The organism is Spiroplasma endosymbiont of Halictus nicosiae (assembly GCF_978018445.1).
The window spans coordinates 659,794-681,202 of sequence record NZ_OZ389573.1 but is presented as its reverse complement, the minus strand read 5'-3'; the positions used below and the strand labels follow the sequence as shown (position 1 = coordinate 681,202).

General features: G+C 23.8%; 25 protein-coding genes, 7 tRNA genes and 1 pseudogene. 4 read left to right on the top strand and 29 right to left on the bottom strand.

Going from position 1 to position 21,409, the window contains the following annotated elements; translation table 4 throughout:
* Positions 1-26: 26 nt before the first annotated feature.
* The 18 genes and pseudogenes from ACZ91P_RS04710 to ACZ91P_RS04625 form a co-directional block, all read right to left on the bottom strand.
* A pseudogene (locus tag ACZ91P_RS04710) lies at positions 27-980 on the bottom strand (IS30 family transposase).
* 583 nt (positions 981-1,563) lie between these two features.
* Positions 1,564-1,758 (bottom strand): hypothetical protein, encoded by a 195-nt coding sequence (locus ACZ91P_RS04705; RefSeq protein ID WP_465158260.1) that lies wholly within the window; start codon positions 1,756-1,758, stop codon positions 1,564-1,566.
* A gap of 19 nt (positions 1,759-1,777) precedes the next feature.
* Entirely contained in the window at positions 1,778-2,479 is a 702-nt protein-coding gene (locus ACZ91P_RS04700) for a hypothetical protein (RefSeq protein ID WP_465158259.1), read from the bottom strand.
* 3 nt (positions 2,480-2,482) lie between these two features.
* The gene (locus ACZ91P_RS04695; protein ID WP_465158258.1) at positions 2,483-2,725 is read right to left on the bottom strand and encodes a hypothetical protein; all 243 of its coding nucleotides are present in this window, start codon (positions 2,723-2,725) and stop codon (positions 2,483-2,485) included.
* Positions 2,726-2,738: 13 nt separating this feature from the next.
* Entirely contained in the window at positions 2,739-3,008 is a 270-nt protein-coding gene (locus ACZ91P_RS04690) for a hypothetical protein (protein WP_465158257.1), read from the bottom strand.
* 419 nt (positions 3,009-3,427) lie between these two features.
* A complete protein-coding gene (locus ACZ91P_RS04685; RefSeq protein ID WP_465158256.1) occupies positions 3,428-3,685 on the bottom strand; it encodes a hypothetical protein in 258 nt (85 codons plus the stop codon).
* Between the two features lie 210 nt (positions 3,686-3,895).
* On the bottom strand, positions 3,896-4,354 hold the full coding sequence (locus tag ACZ91P_RS04680) for a hypothetical protein (RefSeq protein WP_465158255.1): 459 nt from the start codon (positions 4,352-4,354) through the stop codon (positions 3,896-3,898).
* Positions 4,355-4,366: 12 nt separating this feature from the next.
* Positions 4,367-5,149, bottom strand: a complete 783-nt coding sequence (locus ACZ91P_RS04675) for a hypothetical protein (protein ID WP_465158254.1) — start codon at positions 5,147-5,149, stop codon at positions 4,367-4,369.
* A 25-nt stretch (positions 5,150-5,174) separates the two neighbouring features.
* Positions 5,175-5,960 (bottom strand): hypothetical protein, encoded by a 786-nt coding sequence (locus ACZ91P_RS04670; protein ID WP_465158253.1) that lies wholly within the window; start codon positions 5,958-5,960, stop codon positions 5,175-5,177.
* 36 nt (positions 5,961-5,996) lie between these two features.
* Positions 5,997-6,545, bottom strand: a complete 549-nt coding sequence (locus ACZ91P_RS04665) for a hypothetical protein (RefSeq protein ID WP_465158252.1) — start codon at positions 6,543-6,545, stop codon at positions 5,997-5,999.
* A 14-nt stretch (positions 6,546-6,559) separates the two neighbouring features.
* Positions 6,560-7,207, bottom strand: a complete 648-nt coding sequence (locus ACZ91P_RS04660) for a hypothetical protein (protein WP_465158251.1) — start codon at positions 7,205-7,207, stop codon at positions 6,560-6,562.
* Between the two features lie 17 nt (positions 7,208-7,224).
* On the bottom strand, positions 7,225-7,683 hold the full coding sequence (locus ACZ91P_RS04655; RefSeq protein ID WP_465158250.1) for a hypothetical protein: 459 nt from the start codon (positions 7,681-7,683) through the stop codon (positions 7,225-7,227).
* Between the two features lie 11 nt (positions 7,684-7,694).
* Positions 7,695-8,093: a hypothetical protein gene (locus tag ACZ91P_RS04650; RefSeq protein ID WP_465158249.1), complete on the bottom strand. Its 399-nt coding sequence runs from the start codon at positions 8,091-8,093 to the stop codon at positions 7,695-7,697.
* Positions 8,074-8,325, bottom strand: a complete 252-nt coding sequence (locus tag ACZ91P_RS04645; protein ID WP_465158248.1) for a hypothetical protein — start codon at positions 8,323-8,325, stop codon at positions 8,074-8,076. Before ACZ91P_RS04645 ends, ACZ91P_RS04650 begins: the two co-directional genes overlap by 20 nt.
* Positions 8,303-8,566 (bottom strand): hypothetical protein, encoded by a 264-nt coding sequence (locus ACZ91P_RS04640; RefSeq protein ID WP_465158247.1) that lies wholly within the window; start codon positions 8,564-8,566, stop codon positions 8,303-8,305. The genes ACZ91P_RS04645 and ACZ91P_RS04640 overlap by 23 nt, the downstream gene beginning before the upstream one ends.
* The gene (locus tag ACZ91P_RS04635) at positions 8,521-8,805 is read right to left on the bottom strand and encodes a hypothetical protein (RefSeq protein ID WP_338988664.1); all 285 of its coding nucleotides are present in this window, start codon (positions 8,803-8,805) and stop codon (positions 8,521-8,523) included. The genes ACZ91P_RS04640 and ACZ91P_RS04635 overlap by 46 nt, the downstream gene beginning before the upstream one ends.
* Before the next feature lie 899 nt (positions 8,806-9,704).
* Complete coding sequence (locus tag ACZ91P_RS04630; RefSeq protein WP_465158245.1) at positions 9,705-14,573, bottom strand: ankyrin repeat domain-containing protein; 4,869 nt, start codon at positions 14,571-14,573, stop codon at positions 9,705-9,707.
* 422 nt (positions 14,574-14,995) lie between these two features.
* A complete protein-coding gene (locus ACZ91P_RS04625; protein WP_465158244.1) occupies positions 14,996-15,226 on the bottom strand; it encodes a hypothetical protein in 231 nt (76 codons plus the stop codon).
* A gap of 602 nt (positions 15,227-15,828) precedes the next feature.
* On the opposite strand from ACZ91P_RS04625, the gene ACZ91P_RS04620 reads away from it, so the two are divergent.
* From ACZ91P_RS04620 to ACZ91P_RS04610, 3 genes are read left to right on the top strand one after another with little or no spacing between them, the layout of a single operon-like run.
* Entirely contained in the window at positions 15,829-16,119 is a 291-nt protein-coding gene (locus tag ACZ91P_RS04620; protein ID WP_465158243.1) for a UPF0236 family transposase-like protein, read from the top strand.
* Entirely contained in the window at positions 16,091-16,702 is a 612-nt protein-coding gene (locus ACZ91P_RS04615) for a hypothetical protein (protein ID WP_465158242.1), read from the top strand. Before ACZ91P_RS04620 ends, ACZ91P_RS04615 begins: the two co-directional genes overlap by 29 nt.
* A complete protein-coding gene (locus tag ACZ91P_RS04610; protein ID WP_465158241.1) occupies positions 16,680-17,000 on the top strand; it encodes a hypothetical protein in 321 nt (106 codons plus the stop codon). The genes ACZ91P_RS04615 and ACZ91P_RS04610 overlap by 23 nt, the downstream gene beginning before the upstream one ends.
* Before the next feature lie 759 nt (positions 17,001-17,759).
* Here ACZ91P_RS04610 and ACZ91P_RS04605 read toward each other — a convergent pair.
* The 3 genes from ACZ91P_RS04605 to rdgB all read right to left on the bottom strand — a co-directional run bounded on the left by ACZ91P_RS04605 (position 17,760) and on the right by rdgB (position 19,161).
* The gene (locus ACZ91P_RS04605) at positions 17,760-17,945 is read right to left on the bottom strand and encodes a hypothetical protein (protein WP_465158239.1); all 186 of its coding nucleotides are present in this window, start codon (positions 17,943-17,945) and stop codon (positions 17,760-17,762) included.
* 105 nt (positions 17,946-18,050) lie between these two features.
* Positions 18,051-18,569 (bottom strand): tRNA (cytidine(34)-2'-O)-methyltransferase, encoded by a 519-nt coding sequence (locus ACZ91P_RS04600; protein ID WP_465158238.1) that lies wholly within the window; start codon positions 18,567-18,569, stop codon positions 18,051-18,053.
* Positions 18,547-19,161: an RdgB/HAM1 family non-canonical purine NTP pyrophosphatase gene (gene rdgB, locus ACZ91P_RS04595; protein ID WP_465158236.1), complete on the bottom strand. Its 615-nt coding sequence runs from the start codon at positions 19,159-19,161 to the stop codon at positions 18,547-18,549. Before rdgB ends, ACZ91P_RS04600 begins: the two co-directional genes overlap by 23 nt.
* 68 nt (positions 19,162-19,229) lie before the next feature.
* Between rdgB and ACZ91P_RS04590 the strand changes: the two genes are divergently transcribed.
* Complete coding sequence (locus ACZ91P_RS04590; protein WP_465158235.1) at positions 19,230-19,904, top strand: phosphotransferase; 675 nt, start codon at positions 19,230-19,232, stop codon at positions 19,902-19,904.
* Between the two features lie 124 nt (positions 19,905-20,028).
* Here ACZ91P_RS04590 and ACZ91P_RS04585 read toward each other — a convergent pair whose 3' ends face one another.
* The 8 genes from ACZ91P_RS04585 to ACZ91P_RS04550 all read right to left on the bottom strand — a co-directional run bounded on the left by ACZ91P_RS04585 (position 20,029) and on the right by ACZ91P_RS04550 (position 21,372).
* On the bottom strand, positions 20,029-20,607 hold the full coding sequence (locus ACZ91P_RS04585) for a DxFTY motif-containing membrane protein (RefSeq protein WP_465158234.1): 579 nt from the start codon (positions 20,605-20,607) through the stop codon (positions 20,029-20,031).
* 78 nt (positions 20,608-20,685) lie between these two features.
* Positions 20,686-20,759, bottom strand: a tRNA-Gly gene (locus ACZ91P_RS04580).
* Positions 20,760-20,845: 86 nt separating this feature from the next.
* Positions 20,846-20,932: transfer RNA gene (locus ACZ91P_RS04575), tRNA-Leu, on the bottom strand.
* Positions 20,933-20,948: 16 nt separating this feature from the next.
* Positions 20,949-21,024, bottom strand: a tRNA-Lys gene (locus tag ACZ91P_RS04570).
* 4 nt (positions 21,025-21,028) lie between these two features.
* Positions 21,029-21,103: transfer RNA gene (locus ACZ91P_RS04565), tRNA-Gln, on the bottom strand.
* Between the two features lie 15 nt (positions 21,104-21,118).
* Positions 21,119-21,202: transfer RNA gene (locus tag ACZ91P_RS04560), tRNA-Tyr, on the bottom strand.
* A gap of 6 nt (positions 21,203-21,208) precedes the next feature.
* Positions 21,209-21,284 (bottom strand) — tRNA-Thr (locus ACZ91P_RS04555).
* Between the two features lie 12 nt (positions 21,285-21,296).
* A tRNA-Val gene (locus ACZ91P_RS04550) sits at positions 21,297-21,372 on the bottom strand.
* Positions 21,373-21,409 lie beyond the last annotated feature (37 nt).

The following is a 21,409-nucleotide window of genomic DNA, read 5'->3' as shown; positions in this document are numbered from 1 at the left end:
GATTAAAATTTTTATAGGTAATTATATTAAAAATTAAACATTTCTATAAAAACTTCTTTTGAAGATAGTCAATGTAAAGATTTTTTAAGTTTAGAGTTTATTATATTAGCAACTTCTTGATAATAATTTCTTGAATAAATACTTAAATCAATTCCTTTGGAAAATCAATGTCTAAAATCATGAATTGCTCTTTCAACTTTGGATTTTTGAGTTAAAGTTCCAGCATCACAAAAATATACTTTAGCATTTGTTATTTTTTCATTTTTTTCTCAATCAGCAAATTCTTTGCCTTGATCTGTTATTATTCCTTTGCATCTATCTTTTAAAAATTTGTTAGAAAAAATTCGTTTTAATGCGTTTGTAACTTCTTTTGTTGTTTTTTCTTTTAATGGTTCAATGATTAAAACTAAAAAAACACTATTTTTTTGCCAACCATAGTGTCCATTTGAAATCAACCAAATTCATATTTATCATGTTTTGCTTCTTCAATAGTTCTAAAATTTCTTATTTTACAGCGATTATCAATCCTATTTTTTGTTTTATATTTTCTACCATGAAAATACAAATTATATTTTTTGAAATTTAAAAATCCCAAATGAATATATTTATATAAAGTTTTAAAACATACTGGAAATTTAATACCAAACTCTTTTTCATATTTTTTACAGATTTGTTCTGGTAAATCATGAAATTTGTTATATTTTTCATCTAGTCATTCTAAAATATTTAGCAATAATGATGATTTTTTAAAACATTTTTGTCGTTTTTGTAAATAATCTTCGTGTACTAATTTAGCGTTATATTCATTATCTTTTAACCTTTTTATTTCTCGTCTATATTGTATTACGATTTTTATGCAATATTTTTACTATTTTAGATATATTGGGTTTACCATTTTTTCTTTTTAAAGAATCAAGTTCTAATAAATCTTTTAACATTACTCTTTCTTTAAAAGTAAAATGATGCTTTGTTTTATCCATTTTAAAAAAATCCTTTATTTTATATACAAAGTTAATTATATAGTTTTTTGAGTTTTTGGGCGAGCGGTTGATTTTCTTAAATTTTTGTGATAAAATAATTTATAAGTTAAAAAAGTTTTTGAGATTCTTTCAAACAAATTTGGGAATCTTTATAAAATTCTTTGCTTAACGCTTAGAATTTTTCCCAAGTATTTTGAAAAGCGCGGCAAAAGTTTTTTAAATTTTAAGTAATTTTTCACAAAACTATAGAAAATCACCGCGAGCCCAGATTTAGTACAATATAATCAAATTAGAAATTATTATTATTTTACAGAAAACAATAATATGGATTTAACACATATAGACAATCTAATTGTTTAAAAGGTTTTTCATTTGCATCAACGTTATTTCAATAATTTATTTGAAATATCATTAATTAAAATATCTTTTTCATCAATCATTACATAACTTGTGCTATTATCTTGGACTGTGGTATTTTGTTGAATTTGTAATTTAAAGTTAAAATCACTAATTTCATAACCAGTTATTTTAATATATTCATCTTTGTCAATAAAACCTATTTTAACGCTATTTTGAGAGTAATTTAAGATTGGTTTTTGCTTTGTCTTAACAAGAAGATTATTAATTTTATATCATATTTAATTAACTTAATAATGAATTCAGTTAATTTAATTTCTCTAATATATATCATTTGTTCGTATGATGCGTTTGTTTGAATATTTACTCCCGCAACTTCTGCTTGTGTTTGTTGGGCTCCCCTTGGCGATTGCGGGAACATGATGTGATGGCGATTTATTTTATTGATTATAGTAATTAGTTAATAATCAATCATATATTTTGGTTAATTGTTCACCTTTAAAATTACCCGCAATATAATCTACTGGTTGAAAATTACTATCAGGGTCTCCTTCAAGTAATAATAAGTCATTTTCAATAAATGATGCCAGCATTTTACTAATTTCTTGGTCAACCACACCAGTAACACCATTAGTATTAATAGTAAATTTACCACTATTTAATAATGGATCTAACATTATCTTTTCAGCAATAATATCTAAAATACTAGCAAATTGTTTACCATAATGAGCAGAAGGCTCAAAATTAGGGTTATTAGGAATAATTTGAATTGGAATAAAATTAAGTGGTAATATTTCTTCTCTTTGTAAAGTTGTATAGTTATTTCATTTAGCATCATCAATATATAAGTCGGTAATAATACTATATAATCGTGTTTTTAACTTTCTAATAACTTTAACTTGTTTAGTTACAGCATCAATCTCTAATTTTTCAGTAATAAAAATACTCTGGTCATTTTTAATATAAGAGTCATAATCAAAAGTACAAGATACTAAATTACCTAATTCATCATATTGGTCATTGTAAAAATCAATAGTAATAAAATTAAGTTTTGAATTATTAGCAAAAATAAAGTATGCACCCTTACCATTCTTATTAATTTTATATTCATTATATCAATTTTTATTAGTAAAGTCTTGCATCTTTTAAAAGTTATTAATTAATTTAGTATCTAATTGTTGATTAGTAAGTGGATTATAAATGCTAATTTCTAAATCTCGTGGATTTAAAAAATTAGCATTATCTTCACAAATTCTTTTTTCTAAAATCTTATTATGTTTTTGAAAAGTAACATTTTTACGATTAGTAATAGTTGATGCTAAATTAAGATAATAACTATCAATATCATATTCTTTTTTTAATTTCTTTTTTGCTGGTAATAATCCCATTTATAACACCTCTTTATTTTGTTTCTTCTTTTTTAATAACATCTTCAATACTATCTTTTTTTTGTTTTTTGTTATGTGTTTTGATAAATCTAATTGTTTCAATAATCAAAACTATAATTCCAGCTCCGATAAGCATTGCTGAAACAATAACATATGCTGGTCAAGAAATACCTAATGTTTTTTCTCCTATAAAACAAATAATAATTCCTGCAATAAAAAACAATGATGAAACTCCAAAGATTTTCAAAAACATAATTACATCTTTAATATTTACTTTTGGCATAAAATCATCTCCTTTCTAACTTACTTTTTTTCTTTCAATATATAATTTAGTCATTTTAGCAGCAGCATTTTTTGAATATATTATAATTTTTCCATTATTTCTTAATTGTGCAATTTGATTTTCATTACCAGTAGTTGTTATTCCACTTGATATATTTCCTGTAAATCCTTTATAAGTTGATAAATAAAAACTATTTAAAAATTGATTATTAACTCATACTTTATATTTATATTTATTTTTATCTCAATCTTTTATTTGATATTCACTAACATTAGGAGTTCAATCAGTAATATCTTGAATTTCTCAATCACTACTTTTAATTTGATAATGTTCATTAATATATTTTGTAGTTGGTAATGTCTCATTAGTTATTTTTAATTCTGATGTTGTACTTTTTTTAATAATTTCAAAGTTAGCAGTTATATCATTTTTTTAAATGAAGGGTCTCAAATTTCTAATTCACCTGTTTTTTGATTAAATGAAGCATTCGCTTTACCACTTTGAGTAGGTATTAATTTAATTTCAATTTGTCGTGTTCTCATATAATTAACAAACTCACCGTCACTAGTTGGATCATCAATTGCTAATTCATCATTGTAACCGTTTGTTACAGATATTTTACCTTTATTATTACCACCCTCAGTAATAACAAAATCATTATGATTTAATGTTTTCATTATAGAATCTGGATTAATAATATTAGCAGTATTAGATTTTCAAACTTTATTAGTTTTATCATAAAAAATAGTATCATTATCAAAAAGAACATTTATTTCATTATTGTTATTTTTAACAATAGTTTTATTGTCAATCTTAGTTTTTTTTTTTTTTTTCTATTAAAGCATCAACTTCTAATTAAGAATAATATGCTTCTAAATCAATCATTGTTAAATCAATACCTTCTTCTTGAAAAGTACGAAACATTTTTTTAAAGTTGTTAAATTAGCCAATGATTTTGCATAGGTATGCAATAGACCTTGTCAAGTAATCATAGGGTCATTTTGCGATGAATAATTAATATCACCAACACTCATATTTGCCGAAGTAAAAAATTCAATTGAAATGCGGTTAAATGTTCAATTCTCAATCGTAATAAACACCATATTAATACAAATTTTCTTTAATAATGGATCTTTAAATGTTTCAAACTTTAGTTTTGAAAATGGATAGTTTAAGTAAAAATTAATCATATTTTGGGCTCTTAAAACAAATGTTTTAAATCATAATTCTACATCACCTTTAAAGAACTTATTATAACGAACTGGAACTTGTGTAATTTTACCTGTCATTGGAATAAAATTATTATAATTTTCCAAAGTAACATTTTGTCATAATTGATTTAACATTTAATTATCTCCTTATCATTTACTTTTTTTAGAATATATTTTCTTTAATATAAATTTTTTACTATTTAGTAATGTTTTTGTTTTAATTGTTTTGTTTAAATCTTGTTTTGTTCTGAGTTGTTTATATTCTTGAAATACTAGTACATTACCTAACAAACTAGTAACCGCACTATCTTCTAGCATATTTAACAATTTATATTTATTAAAGTTATTTTTAAATTGTTCTTGCATTTTTAATATCTTAGCAATTATCCGATATATTTTAAAACTATCTTTTACTACTTGCTGATAAACAAGTGGGGCAAAAGAAACTAAATTAAACAAACTTGTTTTTTTAAATCCCCAACCAATAAACCATTCACTGTTCATATAGAATTTAAACGGTTCAGGAGCCAAAACAAACTGTTCTGCTTTGATTAAAGTTGTCATAACGACAATAGGGGCATATTTAGGATTTTTATAATATATTGTTAAAGCAACTTCACCCGCAACTGATAATGGAACAATTTTAACTGCTAAAAAAACATCAGAACCATAAGCAACAGGTAATAATTGACCTTTTTTAATAGCCTTAGTTTCAAATTTAGATAATATTTTTTTAGTTTTATCAGTAATTTTACTAATTACTTTTTGTTTAATAGTAATTATTTGTTTTTCAATTGGGGCTAATAATTTTTTAGTTACTTTTTGAATATAAAAATTTGGGTTTAAATGATTTAAAATTTTATTTAATTTAATTGGTGTTTGATGAAAAATATTTAATAATTTATTATTATATATTTTACTGCCCCGCATTAAATTAGCATTTAATATTAGGTTTTTACCAACACCTTTTTTGAAGATTAGTCATTATGTTATATCACTCATTAGTATTAATTTTGCTTATTTTATCAATATTTAATCCATATTCAGACAATAATTTATTAGCATTTATTTCATTTATGCGTGGTATTTTTTGAACTAATGTAGGACTTATTTTTTGAATATTTTTTTCAATTTTTAATAAATTATTAATTGTTTCTAATTTAGAAACTTTAAAACTCTTATAAAAATTATTTCGGGCTAATTTTCCAATTGTATATAATAAAGTTTCATTATTAGCTTGTTTTGTAAAATCAAATATTAATTTATCAGATAAAATCTTTTTACCTCTTACTTGTCTTACAACATCTTCTAAATTATTAGCAGTTATTACACCTAATTTTTCAAGTAGTTTAGTTTCTTTCGCTAATTTTAAAATTTTAGTTGTTCGAGCAGCACGCTTTAATTTTCCAATACCACCAATTGCTGGTAGCAAATTTAAGACAGTACTTTTTACTGTCACTTCTGATGTTAATTTATTGTATATTTGATTTACGGCAAAATCGGTTACTGTTTCTACTCCAAATGAGATAAATGCTGCGGCAAAATTAGATAATCCCGCACCAAGACCAACAGCCGAAGCAATACCACCAGTTAAAACTGATAAACCAAGTGCTAAAACTTGAATTCCTAAAAATCCTAATAACTGTAAACCAAAATTTTTTTCTTGTTGTTGGATTGACAATCTAGTTGGATTTTTTTTAACAGCATAAATAAGGGCTGTTTTAGATGTTCCAATTGGCATATATATCAAACGAAAAAGTACTATTTTTTAGTACTATTAAGAATTTTTAATTTTAACATCAATCGGATTTGTTTGACCAGTAGCGTTGTTTTTACCTTTAATTTGAACTTCAACAGTTTTATTATTTGTAATATTAATTGGTCAGTCTTCACCTTTACTTTCAATAAAGTAATCAAAATCACTTTCAGTTAAAGAACTATTTACTGCTTTTACTGCTTTTAAAACAACATCTTTTAATTGTGATTTTAACTGTTCGGCTGTTGCTTTTGTTGGGTCTGTAACATGAATATTTGGTTTATCTATTTTATTAATATCAATTTTTGAAACAATATGTTTAATAATTCCCTTAGGTTCAACTACTGCCCCACCTAAATATAAAACTCTTTCCATAATCAAAGTATTACCCATTCCAGTACCCAATGCAGCTGCACCAACTCTTAATGGAGTATGGTCTTTTTTGTGTAAGATAAGAGGGTCATATTTTTTACTAAATTTAAAGGCAATTGTATTAACACCATCTGGTAATAGAGTAATTGTTTCTTCTGAACCATATTTATTAATAATTGGTAATTTTTTAGGAACCATATAATGTTGTTCCTTTAACAGTTTTTCATTGCTCCGCTTGTTTCAATTACATTGTTTATTTGGTCATTTGCTCCAAGTTGTAACTGTAATTTATTATGAATTCCACGAATAAAATCAGCCGAACCCAAGACAACTGTTTCTGATGGGGTAAATCCATTTTCATATATTTTATCCATAATTTCATCGTGAATTTGTAAAGCATTAGTATCATCTGCTTTTTGGCCTTGAATGGTTGCAACTACTCCTTTAATTTCTAAAATTTTATTACGTTTATAAGCAACCTTAGTATCCATTGCTTGTTCAATATCAGCAGCCCAAAGATTAGGGTTAAAATCACTTTCTACAGGGTCTAATTTACGAGCAAAAGTTAAAATTGTATCTAATTCAACAATTCCATCATCAAATTCTACTTCTGAATAATTTAATAATTTATCATCAGTATTAAATACTTTCCCATCTTTACCAAAACCTTCATTATATTTAATATTTTTCTTTCTTTTATATGCTAAACTAAATTTACTTGCATCTTTTCATGCAAATAATGCTTCTCAACTAAATTTTTGTTGATAAGTTTGTAAATATCATTGTTCAAATGTTTCTCGATCTCGTTTTGTTGCTTGATTAGCAATATCTCCGAAAATTCTTTGTGGGTTTTGTGCCATAATTTACTTCCTTCTTTCTATTTATTAAATAAATTGTCTGTATCTAAAATATTGTTTTCTTTGTTTTCTACTTTTGGTACGCCACCAGTATTAACTGTTTGTACCTTAATTAATTCATCATAAACACTTTGCAATTGTGTTTTAATGATTTCAATATCATCAGTAATATCATAAGACTTTAATAAAACATTTTTAAATTTTTCATTATCAGTTAAAGAATTAATAAAGTCAATTACTTCAATTTGTTTTAATTGAATTGTTTGTTGTTCAATTTGCGAAGTTAATTCAGTATTTTTTGTTTGTAGTTCGTTGATTTGCTGATTACTATTTTCTAAATTAATTGCATTAAATTCTTCAACTTCAGCAGTATTTTCTAAAATGATTTCAGCAGTTTTAATATCTAAACTACCATCTTCATTTTTAATAGGTTCACTATTTTCATTAATAAAAACATATTTTACATTTTTTAATGCCATTGTTTTTCCTCCTATTTTTTAATATTTGTATTTGTTCTTTTTCTAATCGCTTTTTGTATAATTTTAAAACTATCTACTCGAAAAGAAAAAAAATAGCGTTTAGTTTTTATATTTAACTGATTAAATACTGAGCCTTTAATTTTTATCTCATTATCTTTTTTTAATTTCAAAAACTCAGTTAAAATAGATGGGTTATATATTGATAATGTTGAGTAATTTAATCCTTCTCACTGACATTTAGCCGAACAAGCATCAACTTCAACACCACCAGCAACCAGTGCCTTAATCTTAGTTTTAATCGGATTTTCATGTAATCTAACAGTTAATTCTAACTTATCAACTTTTTTATTTTTTATTTTAGGTTTATTAGTTATTGATTTTTTAGGTAAATTACTTTTTGTTTGTGCCATTTTTGTCAACTCCTTTTGCTAAAAAATACTGTAAATGTTTTCAAGCATCGTGTTCGTGCTCTGACATTTTAATATTTCCTTTATAAATATAATTTTTCTTAATGACTGGTGATTGTAAAATATATTTTAAATTAAATAGATATTTGCATAAAACTTTTAAACCACCAATAAATTTAGGAGTAGATAATGGATTTTTTATTTTTAAACCCTTATGAAGGTTGATAATCTTCAATTATTACAATAACTTTATTTAAATAAGAACAAATTTTATTTTTAAACTCATTTAATATTAAATACATATTATTTATTGCTTCTTCTTCATTTTTGGAATTAAAAGTAATATTATTAATTATTTTCTTTTGCAAAACATTATAAATAATAATACCAGTTTGTCCAATTCCAGCAGGGTCAATTGCAATAATATATTTTAATTTATTTGTTTTATTTTTTTGTCAATTTGTAATATTTTTCATCCATCGGATGCTAAATCTAAAATATCGTTAATTTTATAATATTGCATATATGAAACAATAACATCTCACTTGTCTTTAAATAAATTTAAGTACATTTTGGCTCATTCTAAACATTGCAAATCATAATGCTTTTTATGATGTGAAATACGACAATTAATAGGTTGACAATTAACTCAATCAAATGATGTTGTTATTTCATTTCAAGTTTTATTAATATATTTACTTTTATATTCTGTCATTTATCTATACTCCTTAATTCTTTTTATTTGTTGCTCAAATTTCATCATTAATATCATTTACTGTTACCAGATAAGCTTGTATCATTAATTCTTGTAATTTATTTTTAATTTTTTTATTTCATTTTTTCATCAAATATTTTTTTTCTGTAAAAAACATAATATTCCTTTATTGGTTAATATTTTGATATTTAGTAAATAATTTATTTTAATATTTAATTACTTCGCCGCCCGCTCCACTTTGAAGGTGAGCGGGGGCGGATAGGATATTTTGATAGAGTTTATCCCCCATACGGAAATAAACAAAAAACAGTTTACCCAGTTATTAATTACGCTTCATCCATCCCTACACAACTTTATATAAAGAAAATAACCTTTTGGAGTTCCAACCCTCTTGTTTTTTAGTGTCCGATATTGTTTTTTTCGGTTTAACAGCACTTTTTTATGAAAACAAGCCAAAAAACACATGCTCTGACATTTCGCAAGTGATTAATCTTGCCGAGAATTAAAGAAATAAATAGGAGTAGTAAATCCAATCGCTTTCACACTTTCTTTAAGGCTTCGTGCCATAGATGAGTTATCCATCTTTAAGCATCAAAAAATATTAAGTTTTAGATTGCATTATTCATCAGATAGTATCTTTATTAAAAATGATATTATTAGTTGTTAAACCGAAAAAATATAATAAATCACAGAAAGGAAATTATAAAAATTAACTAATTTGTAGGGAAAAAATAGGTTAATTTTTAATTTTAAAGATACTATCTGATGAATAATGCAAATAAAAAAATCGCTCTAATAAGCGATTACTTTAATTTGTATTTAATTACTTTATTTATAATTTTTATAAAACCTCAACTTTTTTCCGACTACCTAAAAAAGTTAATATTTTTTTCATTTTTCTATTCTTCCTCAATTATAAAATAACTACCAATTGTATTTGTTACAATTTTTCAACCATGGTTAGGATTAAATAAAAAATGATTATTTATTTCTTGAAAATGATTGTAAAGAATATTGATTAAAGTATTAATATCTTCATTAGTAATTGACCCGCCTCAACCACTATGATCTTCTTTATGAAAATTAGTAATTTCTGATTTTATTTTATTTTTAAATTCTTGATAATTATTTGCATTTTCTTGATAAATTTGTTTAATTTTATTTCATTCATTGATATTAATATCTAATTTTAGTTGATCATGAGCTAAAAATTTATAGTATTTTTCAATTTCATTATATTGATTATGTGATTCATGTTTAACTATTGTATGATCAAAATTAATTCATCAAAGAATAGCAGTTCCTGCAATTACTAATCCCCCAATTACTAATGATAAACCTAAAGTTTCGGGAGCTAATGCTGCCGCAGTACCAGCTTCTGTTCCAATAACTGCCCCTTCAGTGGCCACAACTGCGGATCCTTCTGTAACTGATAAAGTTTCAGCCGCTGTTAAACCTTCTGCTACAGTACTTTCTGATAAAAGTGGAGCCATTTCTACTGCTTCCCCTATTTCTGTTGAAACAACAGTACGAGTGGTTGATAAACTATTTTTGATATAATTAGCAGTAGTTGATAAACCTTTTATTGGTGATATTCCAGTCATTTTTGAAATTCCTAAAATTCCCGTACCAGAAATTCCTGTAGAAGTAAGTCCTAAACCAACATCTCTTAATTTATCTTTAAATGCTTTTTGTTCATTTTCGGGTAATGATTGATAATGTTGATTGATTTCATTTAATTTTTGTTGTTTTTCTTCTTTTGATAGAGAATTATATTTATTTATTGTTTTTTTAGTTGTTGTTTCTTGTGAATTTGCAATATTTATGTTTATTGGTTTTTTTACTGAAGGTACAGGTACATTGTTATTATTACTTCCAGTAGATTTATTTGAAATTGTTATATTTGTTTTTGATTTTTCTGCTTCTGTTAATTTTTGTTGTTTTTGTATATCTGTATTTTTTTCTTGTGAATTTATAATATTTTCTTCATTTGTATTTTGTAACAAAATAAAATTATAATGATTTTCATTTACATGAAATATTTGTAAGTTTGCATTTGGATTATTTGTTTCAAATATGTTTCTATTATTTACATTAATATTAGAACCTAGCAAATTACCAATCGCTAAAATTTCAAGTTGTCCACCCCACGATGAGGATTGTCTCATTCTTTCTAAGTAATTATTAATATTGATTTCATTTTCGCTTATCTGAATTGCATTGCGAAAAGTTTCAATATGATTTATCTGTGAATTTATTTGTGTTGGATTGTCTAAATTACCTCGTATATAATCAACAACACGATTACGAAACACATTTGTTACTAAATTATTTGCTATTTGATTTTGATATCATAATTGATTTAAATTTCTATTATTTTCTAAATCATATTGCTTTAATAATTTTTGAATAAGTTGTAAATATTTTAAATTTTCTTCACCAAATAATTGGATAAATCGGTTTTTAAATTCTTCATTATTATTTCTTACTAACAATAAATATGCTGTTGCCACAGATCAAAACAAACAACTATTATCTGATGGTACATTATACATGGTATTTTCTTGTTTTTTATTAGAGTCTCGACCTTGTGTTTCGCTAGTTCTGGGATGATCACTAACAGAAATATTTGAATTACTATTATTGCCAGATTTAGGAGGTTGATTTAAAAAGCCACTTTTAAATCCACCAAAACCTAATTCATTTTTTTTATTTTTAACTCTAATTGTTTCATTTGATTTTTGATCAACAGTAAATGTAACTATTACGCCACCAGAACAATTTTTATCATTAGAAGTAATAAGTGCAGTTGTTATATTAATATTTGTAACTTTAATTTTTTTTAAAAAATCTAACTTAGGATTTAATTCTCTAACATTTTTTAAAATTGTTTGCTCAGAATTATCGGCTATTTCTCCTAAATTACGATTTGTAATAATAAAATCTCATAATTTAATTTTTAAAGCTTCTTTTACTAATTCATTTTGTTTTTCTTTTACTAAATTATCATAATTTTGAATTATTTTTGAAAATTCCTTTAATTCCTTATTTTGCTTAAAATATTTATTTAATTCATTAATAAAGTTATTTTTAAATTGTTCTTGAAACTCTTTTGAATTAATATCTTCTTCAATTTTTTTAATTATTTCTTCAGAAATTTTTTTGTTTTCTTCTGTTTCTTGTTTTTCTTTATATAATTTTTCATTTCTTTTTGGTTTTTTTAAATCTTCTAATGCTTTTTTAGTTTCTTCTAAACTTTTTATAATTTTATTTTTTTGTTTTTCATCTATAGGTTTTTCTAATAATTCATTACATAATTTTATTTTATTTTTCAATATTTTATCTATTTGTGTTTCAAATTCTTGTTCAAATTCTTTTGAATTAAAATGTTTTTCCATTTCTTCTTCAAATAAATTAGGAATAATTTTTTTTAAACTACTTTCAGTGTTAATTTTAGGGTGTTTTAACAATTCTTCAGCAATTTGTGTTTTACCAAAAATTTCTGCAAAAAATAAAGGTGTTAATTTTATTTTTTCTTCAAGATTTATATTAGTATCATAATGTTTTAACTTATCAAAAATTTCTACCGAAAATGGATTTGTTAAATTATCTTTTTTAGCTATAACATTAACATTTATTTTAAGGTGTTTTAACAATTCTCAAACAATCTCGTTATTACCAATTATTACTGCTAAATGTAAGGGTGTTATATCATTTATAGCTTTAAGATTAACATCAATCTTAGGATTTTTTAATAATTCTTTTACAATTTCTGTTTTGCCCAAACGTACTGCGGTGTGCAAAGGACTTGTATTGCATAAAGGTTCTGTTTTATTTAAATTAATATTTTTATGTTTTAATAATTCTTTTACAATTTCTGTATAACGAAGAGAAAGTGCTATATTTAAGGGTGAAAAAAAATCATTTGAATTGCCATTTATAATTTCTGATTTCGGAAATAAATTAATTAATAATTTAATAATATCTAAGTTTTTTTGATAAACACTTGTAACTAAAAGAAAATTTTCTTGATTTTTATTAATACCAATATTATAAATTAATTGATTTTCATTAATATTTATTTGTTTTATATTTATCATATTATATAATTTTCCAAAAAATTTTCTTATTTCTATTTGTTTTTGTATGTAATTTAAAATTTCAACCTTAATTTTTTTATCAGAAAATTCTTTGTTTTGTGGATTATCAAATAGATTTTCTACTGCTTTGATTATATTATAATTTTCATTTTCTTTTTTAAAAATCTCATTAATTATATCTTGATTATTATAAATAAAATCATACATTTTTTTGATTTTTATTAATTGTTCTCAAATTTCTATTCTAAATTTATTTAGCATTTCTGAATAATCTTTTCATCCGCCAAATTCTTTTTTATTACCTCTTAGTTGTGTTGTATATTCACTTCAAGTAATTGTTTGAGTTTTATTAAATATTTTTTCTTGAATATCTACTAATATATTTTTACTACCTTTAATAATTTTGTTTAATTCTGTTATTTCTAAATTTCTTTTAATTTCATTAATTTTTTCTTCATTTTCTTTAATTTTTTCTATTTGTTTTTTACTTTCAATTAATTCATCAGTATTTTCGATATTACTGTCAATTTCATTAATTATTTGATCTCAATTATCAATTTTTATAAGTTGAATTATATTTGATTTTTTACCTAAATTTTTTTCAATAATATTTTTTATTTCTTTTTTTAATTGATTTTTTTCTTTTTGTTTTTTGTCAATTTCTTTTTTAAAGCTATCAATTTCTTCGTTTGTTAATTCTTTATCATTTTTAAATTCTGCATAAATTTCTAAACTTTTTTCATCACATTGAAAACGCATTGCTTCACTAGTAGCAAAAATCAAACGAACTAAATCATCTTTTATTTCTTGATTTTGTTTATTTTCATCTTCAAGAATTGATAATTGATTAATAGCATCATTTAAAGTTTTTTTAGAAATTAAAATTGATTTTCCTTTATCTATTTTTTCTTCTCTTATTATAACGTCTAAGCCTTCTTCGTTATAATCTCCTGTATAATTTAAATTAATATTTTGATAATCATATTTTTTAATTATTGTTTTATTTATATTTTGAATTATTTGTGCTTTCGCAAGATCTTTTTGAAGTTTATCATATTTTGTTGCGTTTTGTTTAGTTTTTTCACCTAATTTAGTAATTTCATTTTCTAAATCATTAATTTGTTTTATTTTTTCATCTTTAAAATTAAAATATTGATTTTGATTATTAATAAATCCTAAGACATAAAAATTTTCTAATCTAATTACTAATTTTATTCTTTTTTTATTACTATTTTTTAATATTAATATTAATATTTTATTTTTGTTATTTTGTTGTTTTTTAATTCAATCAACCATTTTTGGCTCTAATTCTTCTAATTTAGAAATAATTGTTTTATTATCAAGTTCTGAACTTAAAAGTCCGCCCATATTAAGAGTTCTTAATGGATCAATATAATTTTTATTAATAAGTTCTTGTAATATTTTTTGAATATTTTCAGAATAGTTTTCATCTAAAGTAATTTCTTTTTCAATAATGTCAACTTCACTATCTGAAATTGCTGAAAATTGAGATTGTTGCTCATCTTGCGTTTTTGAAGTAGTTGAGATATTTTCATTATTTTGTCTTTTTTTAATATTGTGTTTTCTATTGGGTGCTGCTGCAATGACCGATGGTATTGCATTTCCAGTTATCATAATTGTTCCTAATAATCCTAAAAGTTTTTTCATATTATTTATTTCTTTTCTTCCTTGAATATTTTTTTCAATTTCTATTGACATTATATATATATATATATATACAAGCACTTTTAAATACATTTTAGAAAATAGGAAAATTAAAATGATTATTAAATGATTATTATTGTAATTATTTTAATAAACACGCCCAAAAGCACTAAAAAAGCACACACAAAATACAAGAACAAAAACACTTTAACACCAAAAAACAACACACAAAAACAATTAAAATATAAAATAACAACCAATATTGCGTTTAAAATACTTAATAATGGCAGATTTTTTTAATTATTTATTTGACATTATATTTTAATGACGGTATCATCACCACATAAATTAAATAAAATATAAAATTAAGCAAAATAAAAAAGAGTGTTTATTATCACTCTTTAAAAAACATTAAATTTTAAATATTATTTTATTAAATTTATTTTTTCTTGTATTTGTAATAGAGAAATACCTAAATTTTTTGAAATTTCAGATAATGATTGAATTTTAATTATTGATTGTTTTAAATTTTCAGATATTTTTTTCATATTATTTTTAAATTTTAAAACATTAATATTTTCGCATATTTTATTTATAGTATTATTTAAATCTATTAATTTATTAAAAAAATTGTTATTAAATTTAATTTTTTCCATTAGGTTTTTTCACCCCCTTAATTTAATTAAAAAAGTGATTATAACCGTTTAAATTTCTATTTTTTTATTGATAAATATAATAATTATATTATAATAAAATTATAGATTGATAGTTGGTTTATCATTCTTTTTATTTATTAAATTAATTTAATAATATCATATTTATTTTTTTAGACAATGTTAATTGTTTTTTTTTATTTGATATTATATTTTAATGACGGTATCATCGTCATGTAAATTAAAGCGAAAGGAGTAAATGTATGAAAGTTACAGTTAATAATATTGATGATGCTATTGAATTTTTAGAAATAAGTAAAAAAATAGTTTAATTAAACTATTTTTATTTAAAATAAACTACTAATAAATAATTAATATTATTTATTTTTAATTTCTATTTATCTTAATTTACCATACATAGGGCAACAACTATAACCGTATGTTTTAAAAAAAGATAGTTAATAATATTTAATTATTGCTGTCTCCTTTCTATTACATGATTATTATTAATCTTGTTTTTTTATTAAAACTAAATTTGACAAATATCAAAAATAGAGTTAGTGTGTGAGTATTATTTGATAATGATTAGAAGGTGGAAATGCTAAATGATTACAAATATTGATTTTTTTAAAGATGCTGAAGAAGAAAATGATAAAAAATATGTTGAGGATATTACTAAAAAATTAATTGAAAAAGATGATGAATTGTTTAAAATGACAAAAGAAAATCCAGAATATCAAAAATATAAAATAAAAGAAAAAAGAAATAAAACTATAATAACAAAAAGATGCCGTGTAACTATTCCGCGAAGAAGATATTATTATTTTGATGAAATTTTAAAAAGAAAAGTATATGTTTTTTTGTTAGATGAATATTTGGAAAGTTGAGTTAGATAAAATTGACTATATTTATATTAATCAAAGTAATAAAATAGATATTACTGGAGATACTATATATGTTCAAGCGGATGGTACATTTCAAACTATGCGAGATGATAAAACCAAAGAAAAATTAAAAGAACATATATTAATTTCTAGTATATTTACTGGGTTTGACAAGGAAAAATCAACTGAAAAAAGACCAGTAATTGAAAATAAAAAAGGTGTTTTCGAAATGAATAATATTCCACATAAAATTAAAAATTTAACTAATATTAAGGTATTTACAAATAAAGTTATTGAAGCAATGCATAGTTATAATATTAAAAAAGATACAAAGATTTTAGTTTTGGGTGATGGTGCAAATTATATTGAAACTATCGCTAATGCTATTGCAAAAGAATTTAAAAATAATATTCTTGATGTAAGTTTAGATAAGTATCATTTAGTTAAAAAATTTGAACATTTATGATCATATCGAAAAAGAAATAAAATGCAGGAAATAAAATATAATATAGCAAAACACTATTTTTATAAATGGCAAATATGATGAATTATTAGATTTATTAAATTCTCTTTTGCCATATATTGTTGGAAATAAACGAAGTTATTTATTAAAAACAATTAAATATATTAAAAATAATGAAAAAGGTATTCGTAATCAAATTCTCCCTAATAATATTGGTTGTCATATGGAGGGTGATATTTCGAAAGCAAAAAGTGTTAAAGGTAGAGGAGGTAAAATTTATAATAAATTAACTTTTAATAATTTATTAACTGCTTCAATTATTAAAACTAATAGTGAAACGAATATGAAAAATAATAAAGAAATGAAAAATATTGTAATTAATAAAAATAATTTAGTTGAAGTTCTTAAAGTTCAAAATTTAAGTATTTAGTTTTTAATTTATTATTTTTAAAGATGTTAAATTAAATAAAAATTATTTTTTAGTGTGCAAAAATAATAAAAATAAAAAATATAAGAGATAAATATTGACAATAAAATAGGTTGAGTTAAGATAATAGTGTAAGTGGAATGCTTAAAGTGTTCTAATTTCTTAAATTATATAACTTACCCTATAATTATTTATACGACCAACTTTTTTATATATTTATTCCTTTCTGTAAAATGTTATAATTACTTTAATTATACTATACATTATTTAAAAATATTTTGGATTTAAAAAAATATGAGATTTAATTTTAGTTAATTTAAAATAATTTAATTTTAGTTTTTAAACTATTTTTTAGTATTTTAAAATATGAAATTATTTTTTGTATTTTTATTTTTTTGTGTTATTATTTTTTTATAAAAGAAAAAAGTTTCTTGTTTTTAAATAAATTAAATAATATCCATTTATATGCAAGACTCCCAAAAAATAATTACTTAAAAAGACCTTATTTTAACATCTTTTTCTTAAAATTATTGTTTTCCTTACTATTAAATTTTAATTTATTTATATAAAAAGCCACTTCAAAAGAAATGGCTAATTGGTATTAAGTTAATAATATTAAGTAATGTTAGTTAAAACTGCTTAAATACGTAACACGGTCAGCAATTATATCGTTATAATAATTTTCTTCATCAAAATTATTGGAACGAAATGATTGAATTCGCCCTTTAACAGCAATAATTGCTTTATCACGTAAACTAATATCTAAATCATCGATATTATTTGTTCATACTTTACATTAACTAAATCACTATCATAGTTACCATCTTTATTTTTAAAAGGGCGCTGAATCTTTAGTAAAAATTTCATTAGTTTTCGTTCTTCTTCTTTTTTATCATAAATAATTTCATAAGTTCCTTCTACTTGCCCAACCAATATTACTTGATTCATTCTTTATCATCCTTTCTAAAAACAATCAATATAACTCAATACTAAAAAAATTATAAAAAACTTTTTTCAAAAGTAAGAAAAAATTCACAAAAAGCATTGTTATTTTTATTTTAAAAAATCAGCCCCTTTTTGAATTTCAACTTTTGATAAATCAGGATAATCTCATTGCCGCATAATTTCATAACCAACAATTCCAACTGTATTAGCAACATTTAAACTACGGACTTTTTCTGACATTGGAATACGAAAAGTTCGTGATAAATGTTCTTTCAAAATTGTTGTTGGAATACCAGTTGATTCACGCCCAAATAAAATAAAAACTTTTTCTTCCTTTGTAAAATCAATTGCACTATGTGGTTGTTGTGCATAACGAGTTGCACAATATAATTTAAGATTTGGATTTAATTGTGAAAAATGATTTCAATCATTATATGTTTCATAATCAGCAAACTCAACATAATTTGCACTACTGCGAGAAATAAATCGTTCATCAAAAATAAATCCAAATGGTTCAATTAAATGTAACTTAGCATTAATTGCAACACAAGTTCGCATAATGGCTCCAACATTTTGTGCAATTTCTGGTTCAAATAAAATAATGTTAATTTTTTTTGTTGTCTTCATCTTTTCCTCCTAGTCATCATTTTTTAAACATTTGAAAAGCCTTTGAACGATGCGAATACTTATTTTTCTCTTCTACAGTTAATTCAGCATAAGTTTGACCAATTTCTGGTAAGAAAAAAATTGCATCATAACCAAAAACATTATTACCAACTGGTTTTTCAGTAATAAGACCTTTTGTTATTCCTTGAAAATACCTTGTTTCGTTTGTACTTGGATTAATATAACATAAAACACAAACTGCTTGTGCATCACGTTCTTCTAGTGAACGACATTTTTCAATTAATAAATTATTAATAATATTATTATCCGTAATTGGTTCTGCTCAACGGCGAGTATTAACACCAGGAAAATTTCCTAAACCAATAATTTCTAATCCAGAATCATCCGCTAATACTGGCTTATTTAACATTTTGCTTAAATAATCAGCTTTTAAAAATGCATTTTCTTCAAAGGTTGTTCCTGTTTCAGAAATTTCAGGCACAGGTACTATTAAATCTAACAATGATTTAACAATTATATTAATACCTTCAAACATTTCTTTAAATTCTCGTACTTTGTTCTTATTACTAGTAGCAATTCAAATTTCATTCATTTTTTATTTCCCCGCTTTTCTTAACTATATATATTGTATAATAAAATTAATAATATATAACAGACAGAATGGAAGTCAGAAATATGATGAAATACCAAATTAAAACAAAATTAAATTTAGGTATTACTAACCAAAATTATCAAAGTATTGATAATCTTTTTATCCGTTATAGTAATCCTTTTACTAATTTATTCATTGATCATCAAAATGAAATTTTTGTTTTAGAACAAATTAAAAATGCCGATTTAACATTACCAATTGTAGATTATGGCTATGATGGTGATCATTTCTTTTTGGTTACACCATACTACCCAACTTTACAATCACTTAGTACGGTTAAACTTACAAACCAAGTCTTAAACCAAGTTGCTACAATAATTAAACAATTATGAGAAACTAAAATTAATCCAAATAATCAAATTAAAATATTTAATCCTAAGCAATTTTTAATAACATTAAAAACAGCAATTTGTAAACAATTGGTAAATTTAGCTCCATATGAAGAGAAACTTGATTATTTAAAATTGCAACCAACAGAACTTGTTTTATGCCATAATGACTTAAATCATGGTAATTTAGTTTTTTTAAACCAAAAGCTTTATTTAATTGATTTTGAATATGCTATGCTAAATGATAAATTTTTTGATATTGCTTCATTTGCTTCTGAAACATTAACAACAAAAGCTGAACGAACTTATTGATTTAATCTTTTTAATTTAACATCACAACAACAAAAAAAGTAGTAGCATGAATGTATTACCAAAACATTCTATGAATTTACTGAGCTAATTACATGTATGAACAGACAAAACAAAATATTTTCTTAACAATTATTAATTTAAAATTAACTAATTTACAAAAAAATAATTAAGGTTCTTTCTTTGTTACTGATGAATCAACTGGTGAATTATTGTTTTCTTTTTTATTAATAACTGGTGGCTCTAATTGTTTCTTACTTTTTTTTATTTGAAAATATCCACGAAGATTACGCATTCATACGGTCATAAATGTACCAACAAAAATAGCAATTAAGAGAAAAAGAAATGATACTAAGCAACGATATAAAATCTTATCTCATCCTCATCAATATCCAGTTAAATAAATTCCATATAACATTCAAGATAATGCAATAGTATAGGTAAACTGGTCAGCTTGATGAAAATGAAAATAAAACCCTAAACAAGTTAATAAAAAAACACTAAAAACCATTGTTAAACCAAAACCAATTCCAACGCCAACATCATAATAATAGTCAAAACTTAAGTCAGGAGAAGTTAAAAAAAACAATAATAAAAATGGTCCTACAGCTTCAATGATTAAAAATAGAAGACTTTTTCAAAATGCTGTGCGTGAAGCATGAAATTCTAAATCATGTTGCATTTCTGGTGGTAAATGTTCTCAATTACTAGTAGACTCTTTTTTATTATCATTTTTAATGACTTTCATAACAATCACTAACTCCTCTTTTGCCCCTTGCCTTTTTATTTTAACATAAAAAAATTGTTAAACTAACAATTAATATCATGGAGCAGGTGAAGGGAATCGAACCCTCACAGTCAGCTTGGAAGGCTGAAGTTCTACCATTAAACTACACCTGCATTTTAATTTTAAATTTTATCCTAAACTACAGTAATATATATACCACTGTCTTAACATAATGTCAATTTTTTTTAAATAAAATAAATGGTACCCGAGACCGGACTTGAACCGGTACAGTTGTAAAACCGACGGATTTTAAGTCCGTTGCGTCTACCTATTCCGCCACTCGGGCATATATTTTTTATAAATGGTCTCCTGTAAAGGACTTGAACCTTTGACCCACTGGTTAAAAGCCAGTTGCTCTACCGACTGAGCTAACAGGAGACAATGGCTGGGCTAGCTGGATTTGAACCAGCGCATGAAGGAGTCAAAGTCCTTTGCCTTTCCGCTTGGCTATAGCCCAAAATATACATAAAGATGGTGGAGGGGGAGGGATTCGAACCCCCGAACCCGAAGGAGCTGAGTTACAGTCAGATGTGTTTGGCCACTTCACTACCCCTCCAAAGAATGGTGCTGGCTAGAAGAATCGAACTCCCAACCTACTGATTACAAGTCAGTTGCTCTACCTATTGAGCTAAGCCAGCAGGAATCATTAATGGTCGGGTGTAACGGACTTGAACCGCTGACCACCTGCTTGTAAGCCAGGCGCTCTCCCAACTGAGCTAACACCCGATGACACAATGTAAGTATTGTGTTGAAACCTTTTTAA